The sequence below is a fragment of the Mesorhizobium sp. M4A.F.Ca.ET.020.02.1.1 genome (genome assembly GCF_004022645.1).
In the GTDB taxonomy this organism is placed as follows: domain Bacteria; phylum Pseudomonadota; class Alphaproteobacteria; order Rhizobiales; family Rhizobiaceae; genus Mesorhizobium.
Window position 1 is genome coordinate 17,160 of record NZ_RZOI01000004.1, and the last position, 17,155, is coordinate 34,314.

36 protein-coding genes and 1 tRNA gene are annotated in these 17,155 nt (G+C 63.5%); 34 read left to right on the plus strand and 3 right to left on the minus strand.

What is annotated here, in order from left to right; translation table 11 throughout:
- The first annotated feature begins 213 nt into the window (after positions 1–213).
- The 34 genes from EN742_RS37730 to EN742_RS00885 all read left to right on the plus strand — a co-directional run bounded on the left by EN742_RS37730 (position 214) and on the right by EN742_RS00885 (position 16,282).
- Positions 214–357 (plus strand): hypothetical protein, encoded by a 144-nt coding sequence (locus tag EN742_RS37730; protein WP_189375080.1) that lies wholly within the window; start codon positions 214–216, stop codon positions 355–357.
- Entirely contained in the window at positions 357–548 is a 192-nt protein-coding gene (locus tag EN742_RS00740) for a hypothetical protein (RefSeq protein ID WP_128332239.1), read from the plus strand. The genes EN742_RS37730 and EN742_RS00740 overlap by 1 nt, the downstream gene beginning before the upstream one ends.
- Positions 545–994 (plus strand): hypothetical protein, encoded by a 450-nt coding sequence (locus EN742_RS00745; RefSeq protein ID WP_128332240.1) that lies wholly within the window; start codon positions 545–547, stop codon positions 992–994. Before EN742_RS00740 ends, EN742_RS00745 begins: the two co-directional genes overlap by 4 nt.
- On the plus strand, positions 994–2,067 hold the full coding sequence (locus tag EN742_RS00750; RefSeq protein ID WP_128332241.1) for a phosphoadenosine phosphosulfate reductase family protein: 1,074 nt from the start codon (positions 994–996) through the stop codon (positions 2,065–2,067). Before EN742_RS00745 ends, EN742_RS00750 begins: the two co-directional genes overlap by 1 nt.
- A complete protein-coding gene (locus tag EN742_RS00755) occupies positions 2,067–2,300 on the plus strand; it encodes a hypothetical protein (protein ID WP_128332242.1) in 234 nt (77 codons plus the stop codon). Before EN742_RS00750 ends, EN742_RS00755 begins: the two co-directional genes overlap by 1 nt.
- Positions 2,297–2,467 carry a hypothetical protein gene (locus EN742_RS37735; RefSeq protein WP_189375081.1) on the plus strand — a complete coding sequence of 57 codons (171 nt, stop codon included), beginning with the start codon at positions 2,297–2,299 and terminating at the stop codon, positions 2,465–2,467. Before EN742_RS00755 ends, EN742_RS37735 begins: the two co-directional genes overlap by 4 nt.
- The gene (locus EN742_RS00760; protein ID WP_128332243.1) at positions 2,467–2,847 is read left to right on the plus strand and encodes a hypothetical protein; all 381 of its coding nucleotides are present in this window, start codon (positions 2,467–2,469) and stop codon (positions 2,845–2,847) included. The genes EN742_RS37735 and EN742_RS00760 overlap by 1 nt, the downstream gene beginning before the upstream one ends.
- Positions 2,844–3,785, plus strand: a complete 942-nt coding sequence (locus EN742_RS00765) for a YqaJ viral recombinase family protein (protein WP_189375082.1) — start codon at positions 2,844–2,846, stop codon at positions 3,783–3,785. Before EN742_RS00760 ends, EN742_RS00765 begins: the two co-directional genes overlap by 4 nt.
- Entirely contained in the window at positions 3,769–4,542 is a 774-nt protein-coding gene (locus tag EN742_RS00770) for a hypothetical protein (protein WP_128332245.1), read from the plus strand. The genes EN742_RS00765 and EN742_RS00770 overlap by 17 nt, the downstream gene beginning before the upstream one ends.
- A gap of 32 nt (positions 4,543–4,574) precedes the next feature.
- Positions 4,575–5,786, plus strand: coding sequence for a hypothetical protein (locus EN742_RS00775; protein ID WP_128332246.1), 1,212 nt, complete (start codon positions 4,575–4,577; stop codon positions 5,784–5,786).
- A complete protein-coding gene (locus tag EN742_RS00780; RefSeq protein ID WP_128332247.1) occupies positions 5,783–6,088 on the plus strand; it encodes a hypothetical protein in 306 nt (101 codons plus the stop codon). Before EN742_RS00775 ends, EN742_RS00780 begins: the two co-directional genes overlap by 4 nt.
- The gene (locus EN742_RS00785) at positions 6,085–6,441 is read left to right on the plus strand and encodes a hypothetical protein (protein ID WP_128332248.1); all 357 of its coding nucleotides are present in this window, start codon (positions 6,085–6,087) and stop codon (positions 6,439–6,441) included. Before EN742_RS00780 ends, EN742_RS00785 begins: the two co-directional genes overlap by 4 nt.
- A gap of 392 nt (positions 6,442–6,833) precedes the next feature.
- Entirely contained in the window at positions 6,834–7,061 is a 228-nt protein-coding gene (locus EN742_RS00790; protein WP_245492214.1) for an acyl carrier protein, read from the plus strand.
- A gap of 2 nt (positions 7,062–7,063) precedes the next feature.
- Positions 7,064–7,423, plus strand: coding sequence for a hypothetical protein (locus EN742_RS00795; RefSeq protein ID WP_128332249.1), 360 nt, complete (start codon positions 7,064–7,066; stop codon positions 7,421–7,423).
- Complete coding sequence (locus EN742_RS00800; protein ID WP_128332250.1) at positions 7,416–7,667, plus strand: hypothetical protein; 252 nt, start codon at positions 7,416–7,418, stop codon at positions 7,665–7,667. The genes EN742_RS00795 and EN742_RS00800 overlap by 8 nt, the downstream gene beginning before the upstream one ends.
- Entirely contained in the window at positions 7,664–8,467 is an 804-nt protein-coding gene (locus EN742_RS00805; RefSeq protein WP_128332251.1) for a 3'-5' exonuclease, read from the plus strand. The genes EN742_RS00800 and EN742_RS00805 overlap by 4 nt, the downstream gene beginning before the upstream one ends.
- The gene (locus EN742_RS00810; protein ID WP_128332252.1) at positions 8,467–8,835 is read left to right on the plus strand and encodes a hypothetical protein; all 369 of its coding nucleotides are present in this window, start codon (positions 8,467–8,469) and stop codon (positions 8,833–8,835) included. Before EN742_RS00805 ends, EN742_RS00810 begins: the two co-directional genes overlap by 1 nt.
- Complete coding sequence (locus EN742_RS00815) at positions 8,828–9,211, plus strand: hypothetical protein (protein ID WP_128332253.1); 384 nt, start codon at positions 8,828–8,830, stop codon at positions 9,209–9,211. Before EN742_RS00810 ends, EN742_RS00815 begins: the two co-directional genes overlap by 8 nt.
- Positions 9,211–9,429, plus strand: a complete 219-nt coding sequence (locus EN742_RS00820) for a helix-turn-helix domain-containing protein (RefSeq protein WP_128332254.1) — start codon at positions 9,211–9,213, stop codon at positions 9,427–9,429. The genes EN742_RS00815 and EN742_RS00820 overlap by 1 nt, the downstream gene beginning before the upstream one ends.
- Positions 9,426–10,553, plus strand: coding sequence for an AAA family ATPase (locus EN742_RS00825; protein ID WP_128332255.1), 1,128 nt, complete (start codon positions 9,426–9,428; stop codon positions 10,551–10,553). Before EN742_RS00820 ends, EN742_RS00825 begins: the two co-directional genes overlap by 4 nt.
- The gene (locus tag EN742_RS39940; RefSeq protein ID WP_281034923.1) at positions 10,553–10,684 is read left to right on the plus strand and encodes a hypothetical protein; all 132 of its coding nucleotides are present in this window, start codon (positions 10,553–10,555) and stop codon (positions 10,682–10,684) included. The genes EN742_RS00825 and EN742_RS39940 overlap by 1 nt, the downstream gene beginning before the upstream one ends.
- A 63-nt stretch (positions 10,685–10,747) precedes the next feature.
- Positions 10,748–10,939, plus strand: coding sequence for a hypothetical protein (locus EN742_RS00830; RefSeq protein ID WP_128332256.1), 192 nt, complete (start codon positions 10,748–10,750; stop codon positions 10,937–10,939).
- Between the two features lie 66 nt (positions 10,940–11,005).
- Entirely contained in the window at positions 11,006–11,593 is a 588-nt protein-coding gene (locus EN742_RS00835) for a J domain-containing protein (RefSeq protein WP_128332269.1), read from the plus strand.
- Complete coding sequence (locus EN742_RS37740) at positions 11,590–11,742, plus strand: hypothetical protein (RefSeq protein WP_189375083.1); 153 nt, start codon at positions 11,590–11,592, stop codon at positions 11,740–11,742. Before EN742_RS00835 ends, EN742_RS37740 begins: the two co-directional genes overlap by 4 nt.
- Positions 11,743–12,258 (plus strand): single-stranded DNA-binding protein, encoded by a 516-nt coding sequence (gene ssb, locus EN742_RS00840; protein WP_128332257.1) that lies wholly within the window; start codon positions 11,743–11,745, stop codon positions 12,256–12,258.
- Positions 12,258–12,620 (plus strand): HNH endonuclease signature motif containing protein, encoded by a 363-nt coding sequence (locus tag EN742_RS00845; protein WP_128332258.1) that lies wholly within the window; start codon positions 12,258–12,260, stop codon positions 12,618–12,620. The genes ssb and EN742_RS00845 overlap by 1 nt, the downstream gene beginning before the upstream one ends.
- Positions 12,617–12,832, plus strand: coding sequence for a hypothetical protein (locus EN742_RS00850; RefSeq protein WP_128332259.1), 216 nt, complete (start codon positions 12,617–12,619; stop codon positions 12,830–12,832). Before EN742_RS00845 ends, EN742_RS00850 begins: the two co-directional genes overlap by 4 nt.
- Complete coding sequence (gene thyX, locus EN742_RS00855; protein ID WP_128332260.1) at positions 12,825–13,514, plus strand: FAD-dependent thymidylate synthase; 690 nt, start codon at positions 12,825–12,827, stop codon at positions 13,512–13,514. The genes EN742_RS00850 and thyX overlap by 8 nt, the downstream gene beginning before the upstream one ends.
- Positions 13,514–13,891: a hypothetical protein gene (locus EN742_RS00860; RefSeq protein ID WP_128332261.1), complete on the plus strand. Its 378-nt coding sequence runs from the start codon at positions 13,514–13,516 to the stop codon at positions 13,889–13,891. Before thyX ends, EN742_RS00860 begins: the two co-directional genes overlap by 1 nt.
- Positions 13,888–14,112 (plus strand): hypothetical protein, encoded by a 225-nt coding sequence (locus tag EN742_RS00865; protein ID WP_128332262.1) that lies wholly within the window; start codon positions 13,888–13,890, stop codon positions 14,110–14,112. Before EN742_RS00860 ends, EN742_RS00865 begins: the two co-directional genes overlap by 4 nt.
- Positions 14,105–14,401, plus strand: coding sequence for a hypothetical protein (locus tag EN742_RS00870; protein ID WP_128332263.1), 297 nt, complete (start codon positions 14,105–14,107; stop codon positions 14,399–14,401). The genes EN742_RS00865 and EN742_RS00870 overlap by 8 nt, the downstream gene beginning before the upstream one ends.
- Positions 14,398–14,946, plus strand: coding sequence for a hypothetical protein (locus EN742_RS00875; protein ID WP_128332264.1), 549 nt, complete (start codon positions 14,398–14,400; stop codon positions 14,944–14,946). Before EN742_RS00870 ends, EN742_RS00875 begins: the two co-directional genes overlap by 4 nt.
- Positions 14,946–15,191, plus strand: coding sequence for a hypothetical protein (locus tag EN742_RS00880; RefSeq protein ID WP_128332265.1), 246 nt, complete (start codon positions 14,946–14,948; stop codon positions 15,189–15,191). The genes EN742_RS00875 and EN742_RS00880 overlap by 1 nt, the downstream gene beginning before the upstream one ends.
- Entirely contained in the window at positions 15,191–16,282 is a 1,092-nt protein-coding gene (locus tag EN742_RS00885) for a tyrosine-type recombinase/integrase (RefSeq protein WP_128332266.1), read from the plus strand. Before EN742_RS00880 ends, EN742_RS00885 begins: the two co-directional genes overlap by 1 nt.
- An 88-nt stretch (positions 16,283–16,370) precedes the next feature.
- On the opposite strand, the gene EN742_RS00890 is transcribed toward EN742_RS00885, so the two are convergent.
- From EN742_RS00890 to EN742_RS00900, 3 genes are all read right to left on the minus strand, one after another.
- A tRNA-Phe gene (locus EN742_RS00890) sits at positions 16,371–16,446 on the minus strand.
- 173 nt (positions 16,447–16,619) lie between these two features.
- On the minus strand, positions 16,620–16,838 hold the full coding sequence (yacG, locus tag EN742_RS00895) for a DNA gyrase inhibitor YacG (protein ID WP_126056549.1): 219 nt from the start codon (positions 16,836–16,838) through the stop codon (positions 16,620–16,622).
- A partial coding sequence (locus EN742_RS00900; RefSeq protein WP_189375084.1) for a Maf family protein occupies positions 16,835–17,155 on the minus strand: 321 nt, incomplete at its 5' end. The genes yacG and EN742_RS00900, both read right to left, overlap by 4 nt.

Below are 17,155 nucleotides of genomic sequence, written 5' to 3' on the forward strand. Positions count from 1 at the left end.
TCCGTGTCCCGCTACATCCTGCAACGTTGATGTGTCCCGCCATCGTTTGGAGGTTGGCTGAACGCCAACCTTGACGTTGAGCCACACGAATCGGATTAGCGTTTGCGCGCGCGAGCGATCACCACGGTTTTTGGAAATTAGCGTTGAACGCTATTTTGTGGCTTGACTAAATCTTAGCGTTGCGCGCTAATAACGGGCAAAGGAGCAATCCATATGCCCACAAGCGTCCAGTCCTTCCCCGAAATCGATCGGCTCCGCGCCGAGATCGTCGCATCGCATCTGCGTCGCCAGCGCATCGCCCTCTTCGCCCTGGTCGCCCTGATCGGCGTCGGCGCCTTGGTCGCCTGGAGCATCTGATGCCATTGCACCCAGAGACCCTCCAGGAGTTCCGCCGGCGCCGCGCCTATGTCGCCGCGCTTGAGGCCGTCGAGACCGCCGACACCGCGCCCGACCGCCTGGTGAACTGGCTGGCGGAGCATCCACGACTCACCGCCGCGCTGATCTGCGCGGCCGCCATGGCGCCGCTGCTGTTGGAGGCGCCGCGATGAGTGAGTTCGATCCCAAGATCATCACGACGCTTCGCGACTATCCGGCTCAGGCTGGATGGCTTTCTGGCGATTTAGATCGTTCTCGCAAGGCCATGCGGCAAGCGCTGGCCGTGCTGAAGCGTGGGCGCAGCTACGAGGCCAGGCAGGCCGCGCAAGAGCTGACGTTAGCCGTCGAGAGCATCGACTGCTCATTCGCCTACATCGAGGCCGCCAACAAGGCGCGCCGAGCGGAAGTCGACGCGGAATTGGAGGCGGCGGGAGTCAAGCGGCCATCAACAGCGCCATCCCTCGACGACCTCCGCCGCGCGCTCGACCACGCGGAAACTGAGCTCGCCTGCGCCGACATGATCGACAACCAGGCGCGGCGTGTCGCTGAGACCGACCGCTGCCGCCGGCGTCGTGACGACATCAAGGCGCAGATCGCCCGCATCGAGGAGAGCCCCTGATGCGCGTCGTTGCTTCAACGCCCAAGATCGACGAGATGCTCTCCGCTGGCGCGCCGGTTGCGATCGGAGTTTCCGGCGGGAAGGATAGCCAGGCCGCCGCGCTGGCAACCATCGCCCACCTAGACGCCATCGGCCACACCGGCCCCCGCGTGCTAATCCATTCCGGTTTAGGCGCGGTCGAGTGGAACGACTCGCTTCCCGTCTGTGAAGCGCTCGCCGCTCACCTGAAAATTGAATTGATCGTGACAGGGCGGAAGGCCGGCGGCCTCATGGAAAGATGGGAATCCCGTTGGCAGTCCAGCGCTACCCGGTATCAAGAGCTTTCGACCGTGACGCTCGTTCCGTGCTGGTCGACGCCTAGCATGAGGTTTTGCACCTCGGAACTTAAAACCGATGTCATCACCGCACATTTAAAGCGCCAATTCCCAGGCCAAACGATCATCAACGTAACGGGCATTAGGCGAGAAGAAAGCGCGCAACGCGCAAAGGCAACGATTGCTAATCTCAACGTCCGCTCGGGCGCCAGGATTTGGGATTGGCGCCCTATCGTGGATTGGAGAGTTGACGACGTTTTCGCCGCCATCGACGCCAGCGGCTTGGACCCTCACCCCGCCTATCGTGATTTCGGGATGAGCCGCGTTTCTTGCCGGTTCTGCATCATGTCCAACATCGCCGACATGACAGCCGCCGCCGCTCAACCTGAGTCCCATGACCTCTACCGCCGGATGGTGGCGCTTGAGGCCGCAAGTTCCTTCGCCTTCCAGGGTTCGCGCTGGCTCGGCGACGTCGCTCCGCATCTGCTGGATGACGCAGAGCGCAACGCCCTCGCCTCAGCGAAGGCCTCGGCGCAGCTCAGGGTCGCCGCCGAAAAGCGCATCACCAAGGCGATGCTCTACGTGAAGGGCTGGCCCATTCGGATGCTCACCGATGACGAGGCCGACATTCTCGCCGACGTGCGCCGCGAAGTCTCCGACCTTGTCGGCCTGAAATCCAGATTCCTCGATCGTGAAAGCATTCACGCTCGCTACGCCGAATTGCTGGCCGCGAAACCGGCTGAGAGGGAGGCCGCCTGATGTCCAAGATCGATGATGCCACGGCCACCACCCGCGCGGTGATCGACCGGGTTCCACCACTCGACTACGTCCTCGATCGCGAACTCGACATCCCAGGCCTCTCCGTCTCCGAGACCTTCTTTGAGGATTACGACGACGGCGTTCCGAACCCGCGGCCCGGCGCTTGGCTCGTCGCCTTCTTCCTTGCAACCGTCGTCATCGCTGTCGCGCTGATCTGGAGGTCCTGGCCATGAGGCTGACCCCGGAGCAGCTCCGCGAGCTCGCCGATGATGCGTTCCAGACCCTCAACTGGGCGAAGCGCATAGGCCTGAAGCGCGAGCAGCAGATCGACCAGGTCGTCAAGGCCTTCGAGCTCACGCTCGGCTACAGGCAGCCCGCCACGACGACGGAGGCGAGGTGATGCCAGCGTCATATTTCGAGGACTTCAAGCGCGACAACGGGTTCCCCGTGACCGTCGAGTATTCGTTCTCTCCCGGGTGCGAGGCGACCTACTCGCCGATGTATGGCGCCGACGGCGGTGACGGCGCCGACGCCATGATCGTCGCCTGCTTTCCGAACACGCCGGAGTTCAACGCGCTTTGCGGTCGTCTGAACGCGATCAACTGGCTGCCGCGTAAGACGCTGCGGCAGAAGTGCACGATCGCCTGGCTCAAATTGCGAATCTGGATCGCTGGCCGTGCCGCGCGCCTCACCGATGATGAACGCGAGCGGATGGAGATCTGGATCATCGAGCATCACGAATACGAGCCAGACTATCCCGACTGGGAGGACGTGCGGTGACGATCCAGATCATCCGCCCCGCCGATCGCGCCGCCTGGTTGGCCTGCCGCCAGAAGGACGTCACCGCCTCCGTTGCCGCAGCCGTGCTCGGCGCTCATCCCTACGTGACCGCCTTTTCGCTTTGGGCCGAGAAGACCGGAAGGCTTTCCGCCGACGAGGAGGAAACCGAGGCGATGGAGCGCGGTACCCTCCTAGAGCCAGTTGTCGTCGAGATGATCCGCCGGCGCCAGCCCACATGGTCGGTGACCTACGAGAATGACCGCGCTTACTATCGCGACCCAACGCTTCGGATTGGCGCGACACCAGACGCCTTCGTCGATCGCCCCGACCGCTACGGCACCGGGAACTGCCAGATAAAGACCGCATCAGAGGCAGCCTATCGGGAGCAGTGGCTTGAGCCGGAGACTGGCGAAGTTGTTCCACCGACCTGGATCGCCGTCCAGGCGATCACCGAGGCGAAGCTGACAGGTTGCACATGGGCCTGCGTCGCCGTGCTGGTGATCACCTGGCAGGGAACGTTGCGGCTGCACATCGTCGACATCCCGATCCACGATCGCCTCTGGCGCCGACTTTGCGCCGCAGTCGCCGAGTTCTGGGAGATGGCTGGAACCGGCCGCGAGCCGGATCCGGACTGGCTGCGTGATGGCAACGTCGTGCTCGACGTCTACCGCGACAGCCGCCCGATTCGCCTCGATCTGAGCGCCAACATCGATCTCGACCGCGCCGCGGGAGAGTACCGAGATCTCAAGGCCGCCGAGGCGTCGGCACGCTCCAGTGCGGCGGTGCGGCGGCCGCAGATCATCTACGCGCTCAAAGACGCAGAGATCGCCGAGACCAAGAACTGGGAGATCGTCGCCCGCACCCAGCAGGGCGACCCCACGAAGCGCGTGCTGCGCATCAAGCCACGGAAGGAAAGAGCCCATGTCGGAGATTTCTAACGCCCCATCGATCGCCGGCCTAGGCCACAATCTGGCGACAACGGGCGACATCCTGCGCGACCGCTTCAAGCCGATCCTCGACGAGGTCGAGGACCTCGCACGGCGCGCAACCGCGCAGAAGAACGCGCTGACCGATGGCGCCATTGCCAACGACAACGAGCGCGATCCGTTTGTCTCGCTCGGCATCGAGGCCCGCAAGCTGGCGAAACGCCTTGCGGAAACCAAGCTGGCGACGACGAAACCGCTTCGTGATGAGGTCGCCGAGACCAACAGGTTCTTCGACACCATCATCGTGCGGCCCGAGACTATTCAGTCCGCCTTCGAGACCATCGTCGGCCGCTACGACGCCAAAAAGCGCGAGGAAGCCAGAATCGCGGCCGCAGAGGTGGCGCGGATTGCCCAGGAAGAGGCGAAGCGCAAGCTCGATGAAGCGGCATCATCGTCGCATAGTATCCTGGGCGATGTCCTGATGCAGGAAGCCGCCGACGCGGAAAACCGCGCCCAGGTCCTCGCCAATGAGGCCATCACGGCGGCATCGGGACCGACGCGCACCGAGGCCGGAACGATCTCGTCGACGGCGCGGTGGACCCACCGCATCACCGATCCGGCCAAGGTCCCGCTGGAGAAGCTGCGGCCATACATCTCGATCGACGACCTCGACAAGTTCGTCAGGGCCTACGTCCGCGCCAACAAGAACACGGCGCCGCTGGCCGGTGTCGAGATCTTCCAGGACCAGAAAACCCAGTTCCGCGGCTGAGCCTCGGGCAACATAACAGGAGATCTGAAGCGATGAACACCCAGTCCAGAGCGGTCGAGACCGTCGATCGTAATACCGGCGAGATCACCGAACTGCCAGCCGGCTACTCAGCCGGCAATCAGAGCCTGGCCGTTCAGCTGGCGATCGCCGAGCTCAATCAGGATGTCACCACAGCCAAGGCGTTCCCGCGCTCGGTCGCCAAGGTGATGCGCAATGTCACCGAGCTCGTCATGCTCGACGAGCAGACCGCAAAGGAATGCGTTTACGCGGTGCCGCGTGACGGCAAGACGATCCGTGGGCCCTCGATCCGCCTCGCCGAGATCATCGCATCGCAGTGGGGGAACTGCCATTGCGCCTCCCGCATCGTCCACGTCGACAAGATCGAGAAGTACGTCGAATCCGAGGGCATCTTTCATGATCTCGAAACCGGCCTGAAGCGCACCGCCCGGACCAGGAAGAACATCTCGAAGCGGGATGGCAGCCTTTACAGCCAGGACATGATCATGACGGCCGGCAATGCCGCTGCGTCAATCGGCATGCGCGAAGCTATCCTCAAGGGTGTCCCGAAGGCGGTCTGGCGACAGGCCTTCGATCACGCTGAAAACGTGATCCGCGGCGACATCACCACGCTGGTGGAGCGCCGTGAGGACGCCATGAAGGCGCTCGCCGGCATCGGCGTCACCCCTGACCGCATCTTCGCCGCGATCGGCGTCGCTGGTCTCGATGAGATCGGCGTCGAGGAACTGGCCGACCTCTTCGCCATGTACCAGGGCATCAAGAGCAAGGAGACCGACGTCGACGAGGTTTTCCCGCCCGTCAAGAAGGGTGGCGGCGATCAGCCGTCCAGTCTCAAAGGCAAGCTCGATCAGCTCGCCGGGGATGACGCCGGCAAGGACAAGGACAAGAAGTCCGCCGAGGAGAAGAAGCCGGCGGGAACGAAATCGGATGCCGGCACTCCAGCGGCATCCGAGAAGCCCGGCGAAAAGGGAACCAAAGCCGGGCAGGCGCCGTCGTCCGGCAAATCCCCCCCGACCCAAGCCCAGCCGGACGACGGCGACCCCATCGCAGTGGCGACGCGCCTCGGCCGCGCCGCCTACCGCAAGAACATGAGCGAACGCGCCGTCCCGGTCGACTTCAAGCAGGCCGGCCGGGAAGCGGAGCGCGATGCCTGGATCGCTGGGTTCAGGGATGAGGCCGACAAGGACAGCCCGGAACCAGGCGCGACCGAGGAGGACGAACGTTGATTTTCTTCCGGTTCAAGAAAGAGCCACAGGTCGAGCTCTCGGAAACAGACTTCAAACCCGACGAGATCGTGGTGACCTCACTCCTCGAGCGCAGCACGCAGAAGGTTGGCGAAACGCTCGATCACTTGCGGGATGGCGAAGCCGACCTCGAGCGTCAGATCAAGACGCTGACCGAGGAGCTCCGGCAGACCCGCATCGCCATCACCGCGTTCGACGCCGCCGGCGCCATCCTGGTGGGCAGCGATAAGGCTCCGCCACCAGCCAAGGTCGGCCGTCTGGTGCCGCGCGAGGTCGACGCGTGACCGTTGAGATCCATGTCCAGGACGTCGCCGTCTTCGCCAACGGCAGCAAGGTCGCCACGGTGACGAAGCCCGGCACCATGAGGGTGCCATCGAAGGCCGGCCCTGTCGATCGCGCCTTCAGCGTCGGCGACGTCGTCCTCGTCGATGGTCGCGGCATCGTGGTTGTGGCGCCGCTGAGTTTCGCCGGCGCCACCGAGATCGCGCGAGCCGTGATCGAAAACCATCCTGGTGCGGTCACCGATAGCCATTCGCTTCGCGCTCTGGCGACTGCTGTCATCGGCTTCGCCGCCCAGGTGGTGGCGCCCGAACCGGTCGCGGTGGCGATCGAATCTGCAGAATCGCCGGCGGCCTAAGCCTCGGCGCCAACAAAGAGAGATCGCAAATGTTTGATTTCATTGATCCACATGATGGTCCGGTTGTCGTTGGGCTCGAGCAGTTCGAAACGGTCTATGCCAAGAACCAGCCGCAGTATCGTCCGCTGCGGACCTTGCCTGGCCGGCAGGGAGACAGCGCGATCGCTCGCTTGTCGCCCACCGACGCCCAGCGGAAGGCCATTGCAGATGGCGCCGACCTCTATCTCGAACTGCTGCATTTCCGGGGGCCTCTCGCGCCTAGCCTCCTGATGGTCATGAGCGAGCCGGCTGACACCGACGTTTTCCGTGCGTGGTGGAGGGCCCAAACCGGCGGAACCTATCCGGTGGAACCGATAGCCAAGTCGGTAGAGGCCCAGGACACCCGGAGCGGGGTGAGGGATCGCACCACGAAGATCGTCGTCGATCATCTGGGTGTCGAAGCCGAGAAGGTGACAGACAAGGCCAGCTTCATCGAGGATCTCGGCGCCGACAGCCTCAGCCAGGTCGAGCTCGTCATGTCCTTCGAAGAGGAGTTCGGGATCGAAATCCCGGACGACGATCTGCTCTCGATCCAGACCGTCGGCGATGCCGTCAAATACCTCGAGAAGAGGGTGGGCTGATCGTGGTCGACCTGATTTCAACGCTCTCCGAGGCAGCAGCTCGCGGCGTCGAGGTGACGATAATCACCAACGACTATCCGGCGCCGATGATCCGCTTCAAATGGAAGCACGAGAGCAAATGGTGGGGTGCGATCAGCACCTATTTCGCAGCTGGCCTTGAGCTACGCGTCATCGACTATGACGGCGATTCGTCCAGTTGGGCGCTGATGCAAGGTAAGACCACTCTTGCTCATGGCGAAACCCACGAATGCCAGCCCTATTATCACTTCGACGCCTGCTTGTTGGCGGCGGAAGAAGCATTGAGGAGTGAGGTCAGCCGCCGCATTGCCTCAGCCCGCGCGAGGAGGCTCGCCCGTGGCTGAACACATGCATTTGATTGGCGCTGAAGATGTCCGTTCTGCCGGAAGCGCGATGCGCTCCGCCGCCGAGGACATGCGCAGCGCGGCTTTCTCAATCGACAGCGCCTTGGACCGCCATCAGAGGTTTCTCGACGACTGGCTTCAGCGATTGGAAGCCGCGCTCGAACGTGCTGCGCCGCCGAGTAAGACCGATACTCGGACAGAGGCCGAGCGCGACTACGACATGGACAGGTACAGCGCGAGATGAGTGCTCCTTTCACCCTCATCCGAGTCACCGACACCGAGACTACGGGGCTCGCCGATCCGAAAGAGCTCGTCGAAATCGGCTGGACCGACGTCCGCCTCTTCCCGACCGGCTGGGCGATCGAGAGCGGCCCGCATGCGCGCATCGTCAACCCCGGGATGCCGATCACACCCGGCGCGAAGTCTGCCCATCACCTCTTCGATGGAGACGTCGCCGACGGCATGGCGCCGGATGACGCCCGCGCGCTGATCGCCGCCGGCGCCGACTTCATCGCGTGCCACAACCTCTCCTACGACGCCCCGCTGCTGAAAAGCGGAAAGCCCGGGATCTGCACGTTCAAATGCGCGAAGGAGGTCTACCCGAACCTCGAGAGCCACAAGAACGGCGCGATCTGGTACGCGCTCGGCCTCGGCGACGGCGCGAAACAGATGGAGCCGGTGCATCGCGCTGGACCCGACAGTTGGACGACGGCGCACATCCTCCTTGATCTCCTGCGGGTTCTCGCCGTCGAGACCATGGTCGACATCTCAGCGAACCCGCTTCGCCTGCTCAAGATGCCCTTCGGCAAGCACTTCGGCGTGCCGTTTTCCGAAGTGCCGACCGATTATCTCGATTTCATCCTGCACAAATCGGACATGAGGAACGATCCCGACAAGGAGGACGTCGTCCACACCGCGCGCCTGGAATGGGTGAAGCGGACGTCTGAGCCTGCGACGGCGCGTCCTCCGGTGCAGCAGCAGTCAGCACGCCAGCCAGAGCAGGATCCCGACGCCTGGCGCAAAGAAATGGAGCGGGGGTTCTGATGGCGGAGGAATGGACAATCAACCGCGTCGTCTTCGCTCCCAAGGTCGCCGCCGACCTCCTCAACGACATGGAGGCGCGCGTCCTCCGCCACAACGCGCGGGTCCAGGAGTTGCTCGAGGCGAACAACCGATATCTGGAGGATGGCCGCAACTGGCGCATGATCCAGGAACTGCGCGCCGATGAAGGCAGCTCCGTCGAGATCCTCTGCGACAACCCCGATTTCAACGGCCAGCCCAACAACGCGGTGATCTGCTGCGGTGATTGGACGGACTGGCAGGATATCCGATTCACCGGCGACACCATCGACGACGCCCTCGGCGCCGCAATGGTCGCCTACACGCAATGGAGAAGGAAGAACCATGGCTGAGAAAGCATTCCCAACAGGTGCCGTGCTGTCCGTCGTCGTCGACGTGCTCGTTTCCGAAAACCACATGCAGGGCATCTATGAGGTCCTCGGGTGGATGACGGGCGAGAGCCTTTACACCCATCAGCTGCCGCGCGTCGGCCGCGAAGCTACACCGGTGATCCTCGCTTTGCACCCCGAGCTTGAGGCCGCCGTAGCTGAGGCCGAACAGGTCAACGGCGACAACTGGCGCGAATGGCTGGCGACCTGGAAGGCGCGCTATGGCGAGACTATCACGGTCCCGCTGCTGACGATCGAGCAGCATGAGCGCATCGACCCGGTGTCGGAACTGGCGGAGATGGTGCCGCCAGAGAAACTGATGATCGTCGAGGTCAAGTGATGACCAGCCTCCGCGCCCACAAGACTGGCGAGGTCCTCGCCGCGCTCGGCAACCACCAGGTCACGACAGGCGCCACGCTTGCCGCGGCGGTCAATGTCAGCGAGCGCACGATCTACCGTTATGTGCGCGAGCTTCGCGCTGCTGGTCACCCAATCCTGTCGGAAGCCGGCATGGGTTACCTGCTGAAGGCACCCAAGCCAGAGGTCGGCCGCGCATGAGCGAGATCCGCGCATGGTCGCCACAGCAGGCCGCCGCGCTCGACGCCGTCGCCGCGTGGTACGGCAGCGGGCTAAGCAGAAAGCAAGTCTTCCGCGTCTTCGGCTACGCCGGTACCGGAAAGACGACGCTGGCGCGCCACTTCGCCGAGGGCCTGCGCGGCGCCGTCCTCTACATGGCCTACACCGGCAAGGCCGCCATGGTGATGCGCAAGAACGGTTGCGCTGGCGCCATGACGATCCACGCAACGATCTACGAAGGCGATTTCAATCATGAGACCGGCGTCAAAAAGTTCGTGCTGCGCGACGTCGACGAGCTCGCCGATGCCGCGCTGTTCGTGATCGACGAATGCTCGATGGTCGACGAGGAGATCGGCAAAGACATCCTGTCGTTCGGCGTTCCCGTCCTGGTCCTTGGCGATCCCGCCCAGCTGCCGCCGGTCAAGGGCGGCGGCTTCTTCACCGACGCCGATCCGGATGTGATGTTGACCGAGATCCACCGGCAGGCTGCGGAAAACCCGATCGTCAGAATGGCGACCACGATCCGCGAAGGCGGTCGGCTCGAATACGGCACCTACGGCGTCAGCGAAGTGATCCGGCGCGCCGCGCTCACCCAGGATCACGTCATGCAGGCCGGCCAGGTCCTCGTCGGCCTCAACAAGACGAGGACCTCCTACAACACCCGCATGCGCGAGATCCTCGGACGCGCCAGCCCGTTGCCAGAGCCGGATGATCAACTCGTCTGCCTGAAGAACGACCGCAATAAGGGCATCTTCAACGGAGGCCTGTGGAAGGTCGTCGAGATGCTGAAACGGCGGAGGGGGCACCTGAACGACCACTGCGTTCGCATGCACGTCGCCTCGCTCGACTTCGAATCGACGACGCCTGTCGACATCCGCGTCCGCCAAGAGTTCTTCCTTGGTCAGGGCAACGAGGTGCCGTGGAAGGAGCTCAGTGGCCTGCAGCAGTTCGACTACGGCTACGCGCTCACGGTCCACAAGGCCCAGGGCAGCCAGTGGGAAACCGTCTGCCTCTTCGACGAATCCAGCAACTTCAGCACGGACCGCGCGCGCTGGCTCTACACGGGCCTGACGCGCGCGGCCGAGAAAATCACGGTGGTGATGTGATGACCAGCAAGCACAAGCTTTGGGCGATCGCCTTCGTCTGCGTGGCCCTGGCGTCGATCGCCATGCACGTCAGCAAGCATGATGGCTGCATCGCGTTCTGCACCAACATCGCGAACGCGGGAGGCGGTTGATCCACGACGAGCGCTGAAATCCCGACCGGCATCCCGCCGGCGGTGAGCATGAGGAGCATTGGAATGGCAACGATCAAGAAGCTGACGGATTGGAAGGCGAGGCGCGTCAGCGCATCGCTGACCATCACCGGTCTCAATGCCAAGGGGGAAGAGATCAAGATCACCGGCGTCCCCGTCATCGAGGCGGGGCGGAAGGGCAGGGGTCCCATCGTCGCCGACAAGGCCGGCACCAAGTTCGAACTGGTTTCGAGCTGAGGACGTCTCGATGGACATCGCGCCCTTCCTCGCGAGGGGCGCGGTCAAGACAACGATGGTGATGTGATGGAAGCCCAAGCCTATCCGCTGACCTGGCCTGATACGATGCCGAGGACTGCCGCCAAGGTGGCCTCGAAGTTCCAGACCGGCTTATCCGCCGCGTTGAAGAACGTTCGCGGCTCGCTGGAGCGCTTCGCCGGCGACAGCGGCAAGAAGGTCGCCAACCTGGTGATCTCGTCCAATGTCACGCTTGGCGTCGAGCGCCCCGCCGATTCGGGCGTCGCCGTCTGGTTCGTCTGGGACGGCATGCAAGTCTGCATCGCCGTCGACCGCTATCCGAAGGTCGAGGATAACCTCCAGGCGATCCATCACATCGTTGAAGCAAGACGAACCGAGATGCGCCACGGTGGCCTCCACATCGTGCGCGCCACCTTCCGCGGCTTCACCGCGCTGCCGGCGCCGGCGAAGAAGGGTTGGCGCGAGGTCATGGATTTCCTGCCGCAGGACGATCCCCAGATCACCCATGACGTCATCGAGAGCCGCTTCAAGCGGCTCGCCGCGCAGCGCCATCCTGATCGGCCGGGCGGCTCCCACGAGGCCATGACCGAGCTCAACAACGCCAGAGAACAGGCCCTGAAAGAGAAAGGTGCGTGATGGCCGATGACCCGAAAGAACCGGTGACCCCATCGATGGACGACAAGGCGACGCCGTCGCCGCCCACCAGGACCACCGAGCAATACGACGCCGACTGCCGAAACGGCATCCAGAGAGTCGGCAAACCCAAGGACAGGAAGGACAAGTAGATGGCCGGCTCACTCAATCGCGTATTCCTCATCGGCCACCTTGGCGCCGACCCCGAGATCCGCCGCCTCAACAGCGGCGATCCCGTCGTCAACATCCGCGTCGCCACCTCGGAGAGCTGGCGCGACAAGAACTCCGGCGAGCGCAAGGAAAAGACGGAGTGGCACAACGTCGTCATCTTCAACGACGGGCTCGCCAAGGTTGCGGAGCAATACCTGAAGAAGGGCGCCAAGGTCTACGTCGAGGGTCAGCTGCAGACCCGAAAGTGGCAGGATCAGTCCGGCAACGACCGCTACACGACCGAGATCGTGCTGCAGAAGTTCCGTGGTGAGCTTCAGATGCTCGACACCAAGAACAGCGGCGGCGACAGCAACGAAGGGCGCGGCCAGCGCAACGATGACTACGGCTCGCGCAGCGGCGGCGGCCGGCAGAGCGACTTCGGCAACAGTGGCGGTGGTGGGGGGCGGCCGAGCAGAGAACTAGACGACGAAATTCCATTTTCTATGGAGTGGCGTTGATGGGGGAGATCTGGAAGCTCTCTCCGTCGGTCGAAGGCATCGAGGTAAGCAACCTCGGGCGCGTCCGGGTGATCCCTTACGCCAAGGAAATGCCTTACGGCGGATTACGGACGTACGGCGGCCATGCATGGCACGGCACCATAAGCAGAGATGCGAGCCGACCTCGTCGGGTGTTCGGCTTTCGCGGCAAGACCCATAAGGTTCACCGCTTGGTGTGTGAGGCCTTCCGAGGCCTTGAGCCATTCCCAAACGCCGACGTCATACACCGCAACGGCGATACGCTGGACAACGTCGAGACCAACCTTCGCTGGGCGACGCGCTCCGAGATCGTGTCCCAAATGTCGATCGGAGTGGCTGCATGAGCGCCGACGCTCCCAAAGTCGATGGCGTCGTCGCGGCCGTACGCGCCGACCTTCTCCGCCGCTCCGAGCTTGGTATCGCCAAGTATGGCGTCACGCTCGATCGCACCGACCTCAACCTGCGCGACTGGCTTCAGCATGCCTACGAGGAAACCCTCGACCAGGCCAACTATCTGAAGCGCGCCATCATCGAACTGGACCAGAAAAATGTATAAGATCGACGTTCTCGATCACGGCTTCGTCCGTCTTGTCGAGCATATGGGCTCTGACCTGTCCGTCGTGCGCGCTGCGCGTGTCAGCTATGACGCCGCCTGGCGCGCCGGCGAGGACGAGGGCAGCGACGCCAAGCTGATCCGCTACCTCTGGAAGAACCACCACACTTCGCCGTTTGAGGCCGTGGAATTCCAGTTCGAGGTCAAGGCGCCGATCTTCGTCTTGCGCCAGTGGCACCGGCATCGCACCTGGTCCTACAACGAACTGTCGGCGCGATACCGGGAGTTGCCGGAGGAGTTCTATGTGCCCGACCCGGCTCAGATCGGCATCCAATCCGCGTCAAGCAAGCAGGCGCGCGACATCGATGAGACCGACGGCAAAGCCTTGGTCGACCGCCGCGTCGAGGTCTCCATGCTGCGCCAGCACTGTGAGCAGGCGTTCGCGCTCTACCGCGAATTGCTCGACAAAGGCTGGCCTCGCGAGCTCGCTCGCTCCGCGCTGCCGGTCAACACGTACAGCCACATGTTCGCCAAGGTCGACCTCCGCAACCTACTCGGCTTCCTCGACCTGCGCTGCCACTCCCATGCGCAATACGAGATCCGGGTATACGCAGAGGCGATGCGCGAGCTTGCGCGCGCCGTAGCGCCGGTCTGCATTGGGGCATGGGAGGCTGCAAAAGCCTGATGGTCGCCTATTCCTTCAAGTCGCACTTCGCGCCACCGATCCTGGCTGGGACTAAACGGCAGACCATCCGCGCCGACCGCAAGCGTCACGCGCGCGCCGGCGAGCAGCTGCAGCTCTACACCGGCATGCGGACGAAGCAATGCAAGCTGATCGGTCGGGCGACGTGCATTGGCGTCGATCTAGTGATGCTCAACTTTGCTGATCATGGAGTGGTCAGGATCAACGGCATCGTGCTGTTCTCCGACGCCGCAATGCAGAGGTTTGCGCATAGTGACGGCTTCACCTCATGGGCTGACATGCGGGCGTTCTGGCGTGACAACCATCCCGGCGTCGAGGTCTTCGATGGCGTGCTGATCCGGTGGGGTGATCTCGCATGACGCTCGACGCCGTCCGCGCCAGGCTCACCGCCGGCGACATGCTGCACATGCAGCTCGTCGACAGCCAGCGCGTCTGGTGGTTCGAAGATCCGTGGGAGCAGATCGCTGACGGCATCGCGGAACGGCTGAAGGCCGCTGGCGAGATCGTCGAGCTCGGCGACAGCCTCTTCGGGATCACCGGCAACTCTCAGTCATGGACCATAGGGGGGGGGCGTGGCTGATCGCATTCGCTGCCTGATCCCTTATTGCCGGCGCACCAAGCGCGCGCTGCCAGATCTCGTCACGGTCGATCGAGAAGGCTACGACGCTGGCTATACGGTCACGACCGATATCGCCGAGGAATGGATTTGTCATGATCACTGGCGTGCCGTCCCGGCCGCGACGCGCCGGCTGCTGGCGGCCGCTAAGCGCAAGGTGAAACGCGTCAAGACGCTGACTTCGCTTCTCGTCTTCTCGCGCGTATGGGCCCGGGCGAAGCGCCAGGCCACCGAAGGAGCGGCAGGGATATGACGCCGACCATCATTCATCGCTTTGAGATTCCGCTGCGTGACGCGCTCGGCCTCCTGATCGGTGAGGAGCACGCTGGCTCGAGCGAGGGCTGGAAGATCACGGTTGAGGAGGAATCCCTCGTCGTCGACCTGGTCGAGCCATGGGCCGGCAAGCATTCCATCGCGGTCCCTGCCGACTTCGACCATGACAAGCTGCTGGCGATGATCGAGGCGGGGGAATTCAAGCTGCCACCACCAGAGAAGCCACAAGTCTCAGAAGCGGATTCGGTCAACCGGATTCCCGAAAAGCCGGTCTCCGGTCAATCAGAGCGCAAAGGCGGCCCGCTCGCGCAGCGCGCCGCGATCGCCTGTGGGGAAAAGGGCTTCTGGACCTTTATCGGCAAGCGATTCGGCGTCACCGTGGCCTCGGCCGACGACGCCGCGACCTGGCTGAGGGCCCAGTGCGGAATCATGAGCCGCGTCGATCTCGACTACGATGAGACGGCCGCCGGGGTCTTCCGCGAGATCGACAAGCTGTACCGGCTCTGGCTGGAGGGCTTCGACTGATGCCGCGCCGGCAGATCGACCTTCCACCAACCCTTGTCCCGATCGGACTCAGCCGAATCGAGGCCGCCGCTTTCATCGGGGTCGGCGCCTCGCTGTTCGATGAGATGGTCAAGGATGGCCGCATGCCGAGACCGAAAGCGATCAACAGCCGCACCGTCTGGGATCGCCGCGCCGTGGAACGCGCATTTGACTTGCTGCCCGGAGGCAGCGACGATGGAGGAGGAGAGTGGGACGTCGAGACCTGATGCCCAGGAAATTCGCGCAGAAATATATCGTCGAGGACCGCACCGACGGCGTCCTCCGATTCTATTTCCGGCGAGGTAAGGCGCCGAAGATCCCGCTCCCGTGCGTTCCCGGCACCGACGAATTCAACGAGGTCTACTACAAGGCGCTGAGGGGCGAGATTGAGCCGAAGGCCAAGGGCGGACCGCAGTTGGCGGCCAAAGGTACCTTCCGCTGGCTTTGCGAGCAGTATTACGCCTCGGCCGAGTTCAAGCACCTCGATCCGGCGACGCAGCATGTCCGCCGCGGCATCCTCGAGCATTGCTGGGAGGAGCCGATCAAGCCGAAATCGACCAAGTTGGTAGGCGACATGCCGATTGCCGCGTTCACCGCCAAGGTGGTGCGCATGCTTCGCGACCGCAAGGCGGAGCTGCCTGAGGCCGGGAATGGCCGCGTCAAAGCGATTCGCCAGGTCTTTAAGTGGGCGATGGAGCCCGCGGTCGATCACGCGCAATCGAACCCTGCCCGTGATATCGCCTACTTCAAGGCGACCGGCGACGGGTTCCACTCCTGGACGATCGAGGAAGTCGAAAAGTTCGAGGAGCGCCACCCGATCGGCACCAAGGCGCGCCTGGCGCTGGGCCTCCTCCTCTATACCCTGCAGCGACGCAGCGATGTCGTCCTGTTCGGCCGGCAGCACGTCCGCAACGGCGTCCTGAAGTTCACCCAGCAGAAGAACCGTCGCCACAAGGCGGTCACGCTCGAAATCCCGGTTCATGCCAAGCTGCAGAGCATCATCGACAACAGCCCATGCGGGGATCTCACCTTCCTGGTGACCGAGTTCAGGAAGCCGTTCACCGTCAACGGATTTGGTAACTGGTTCCGCAAACGGTGCAACGAAGCCGGTCTCCCACACTGCAGCGCCCACGGCCTCCGCAAGGCGGGGTCAAGCCGCATGGCGGACCGCGGCGCCACCGAGCACCAGATCATGTCGATGACCGGACACCAGACCTCGAAAGAGGTGAACCGCTACACCAAGGCGGCGCGCCAAAAAGTGATCGCGAGGACCGCCGTCAAGCTCCTGGATGACGACGATCCGGCATCTGAACCGTGAACAAAAGTGTCCAGAAAATAGGGTGGTGCGAAAAAGCTGGACACTTTTGGCCTCTAACTATCTGATTTTGTTGAGGCGAAAAAAGCGATGGTGCCCAGAGGCGGATTCGAACCACCGACACGCGGATTTTCAGTCCGCTGCTCTACCAACTGAGCTATCTGGGCCTCGCCGGCAAACGAGATTTCGCAGGCCGGATTTCTTGAAGACGCCGCCGGCGCCCCTAGAAAGCGCGTGGGTTATAGCACGGGAATTCAGCCTGTCCAGCGCCTAAGCACGGATTTCAGCCGGGAAAAGAAAACCACCGAAAGACGGCGGCAAAACAGCTGATATCGTGCGCTTACGGCTCGTCCTTGGGCGCCGGGTTTTGCTCCGGCCCTTCGCCTTCTTCCTCTGCGTTGCGCCCGGGGATGACGTAGGCGCCCTTCAGCCAGCGATTGAGGTCGATGTCCTTGCAGCGCGCCGAGCAGAACGGATAGTGCTCGCGCACCGATGCCTTGCCGCATTCGGGGCAGGGGCGCCGGGGGCGCAGCGGCGTGACCTTGTCGTCCAGGCTCATGGGCGCGCGGTGAGCCAGCTCGCATGCACCTTGAAGCCCTCGCCGGCAAGCAGGGCCGTCGTCTCGTAGAGCGGCAGGCCGACGACGTTGGTGTAGGAGCCGACCAGCTTGACGACGAAGGAGCCGGCGAGGCCTTGCACGGCATAGCCGCCGGCCTTGCCGCGCCATTCGCCGGAGGCGACATAGGCGTCGATCTCCTCGCGCGGCAGCCGCTTGAAGCGCACCCGGGTCTCGACCAGCTTCTGGCGCAGTTTGCCGCCCGGCGTGATCAGGCAGATGCCGGAATAGACCCGGTGCGAACGGCCGGAGAGCAGGCC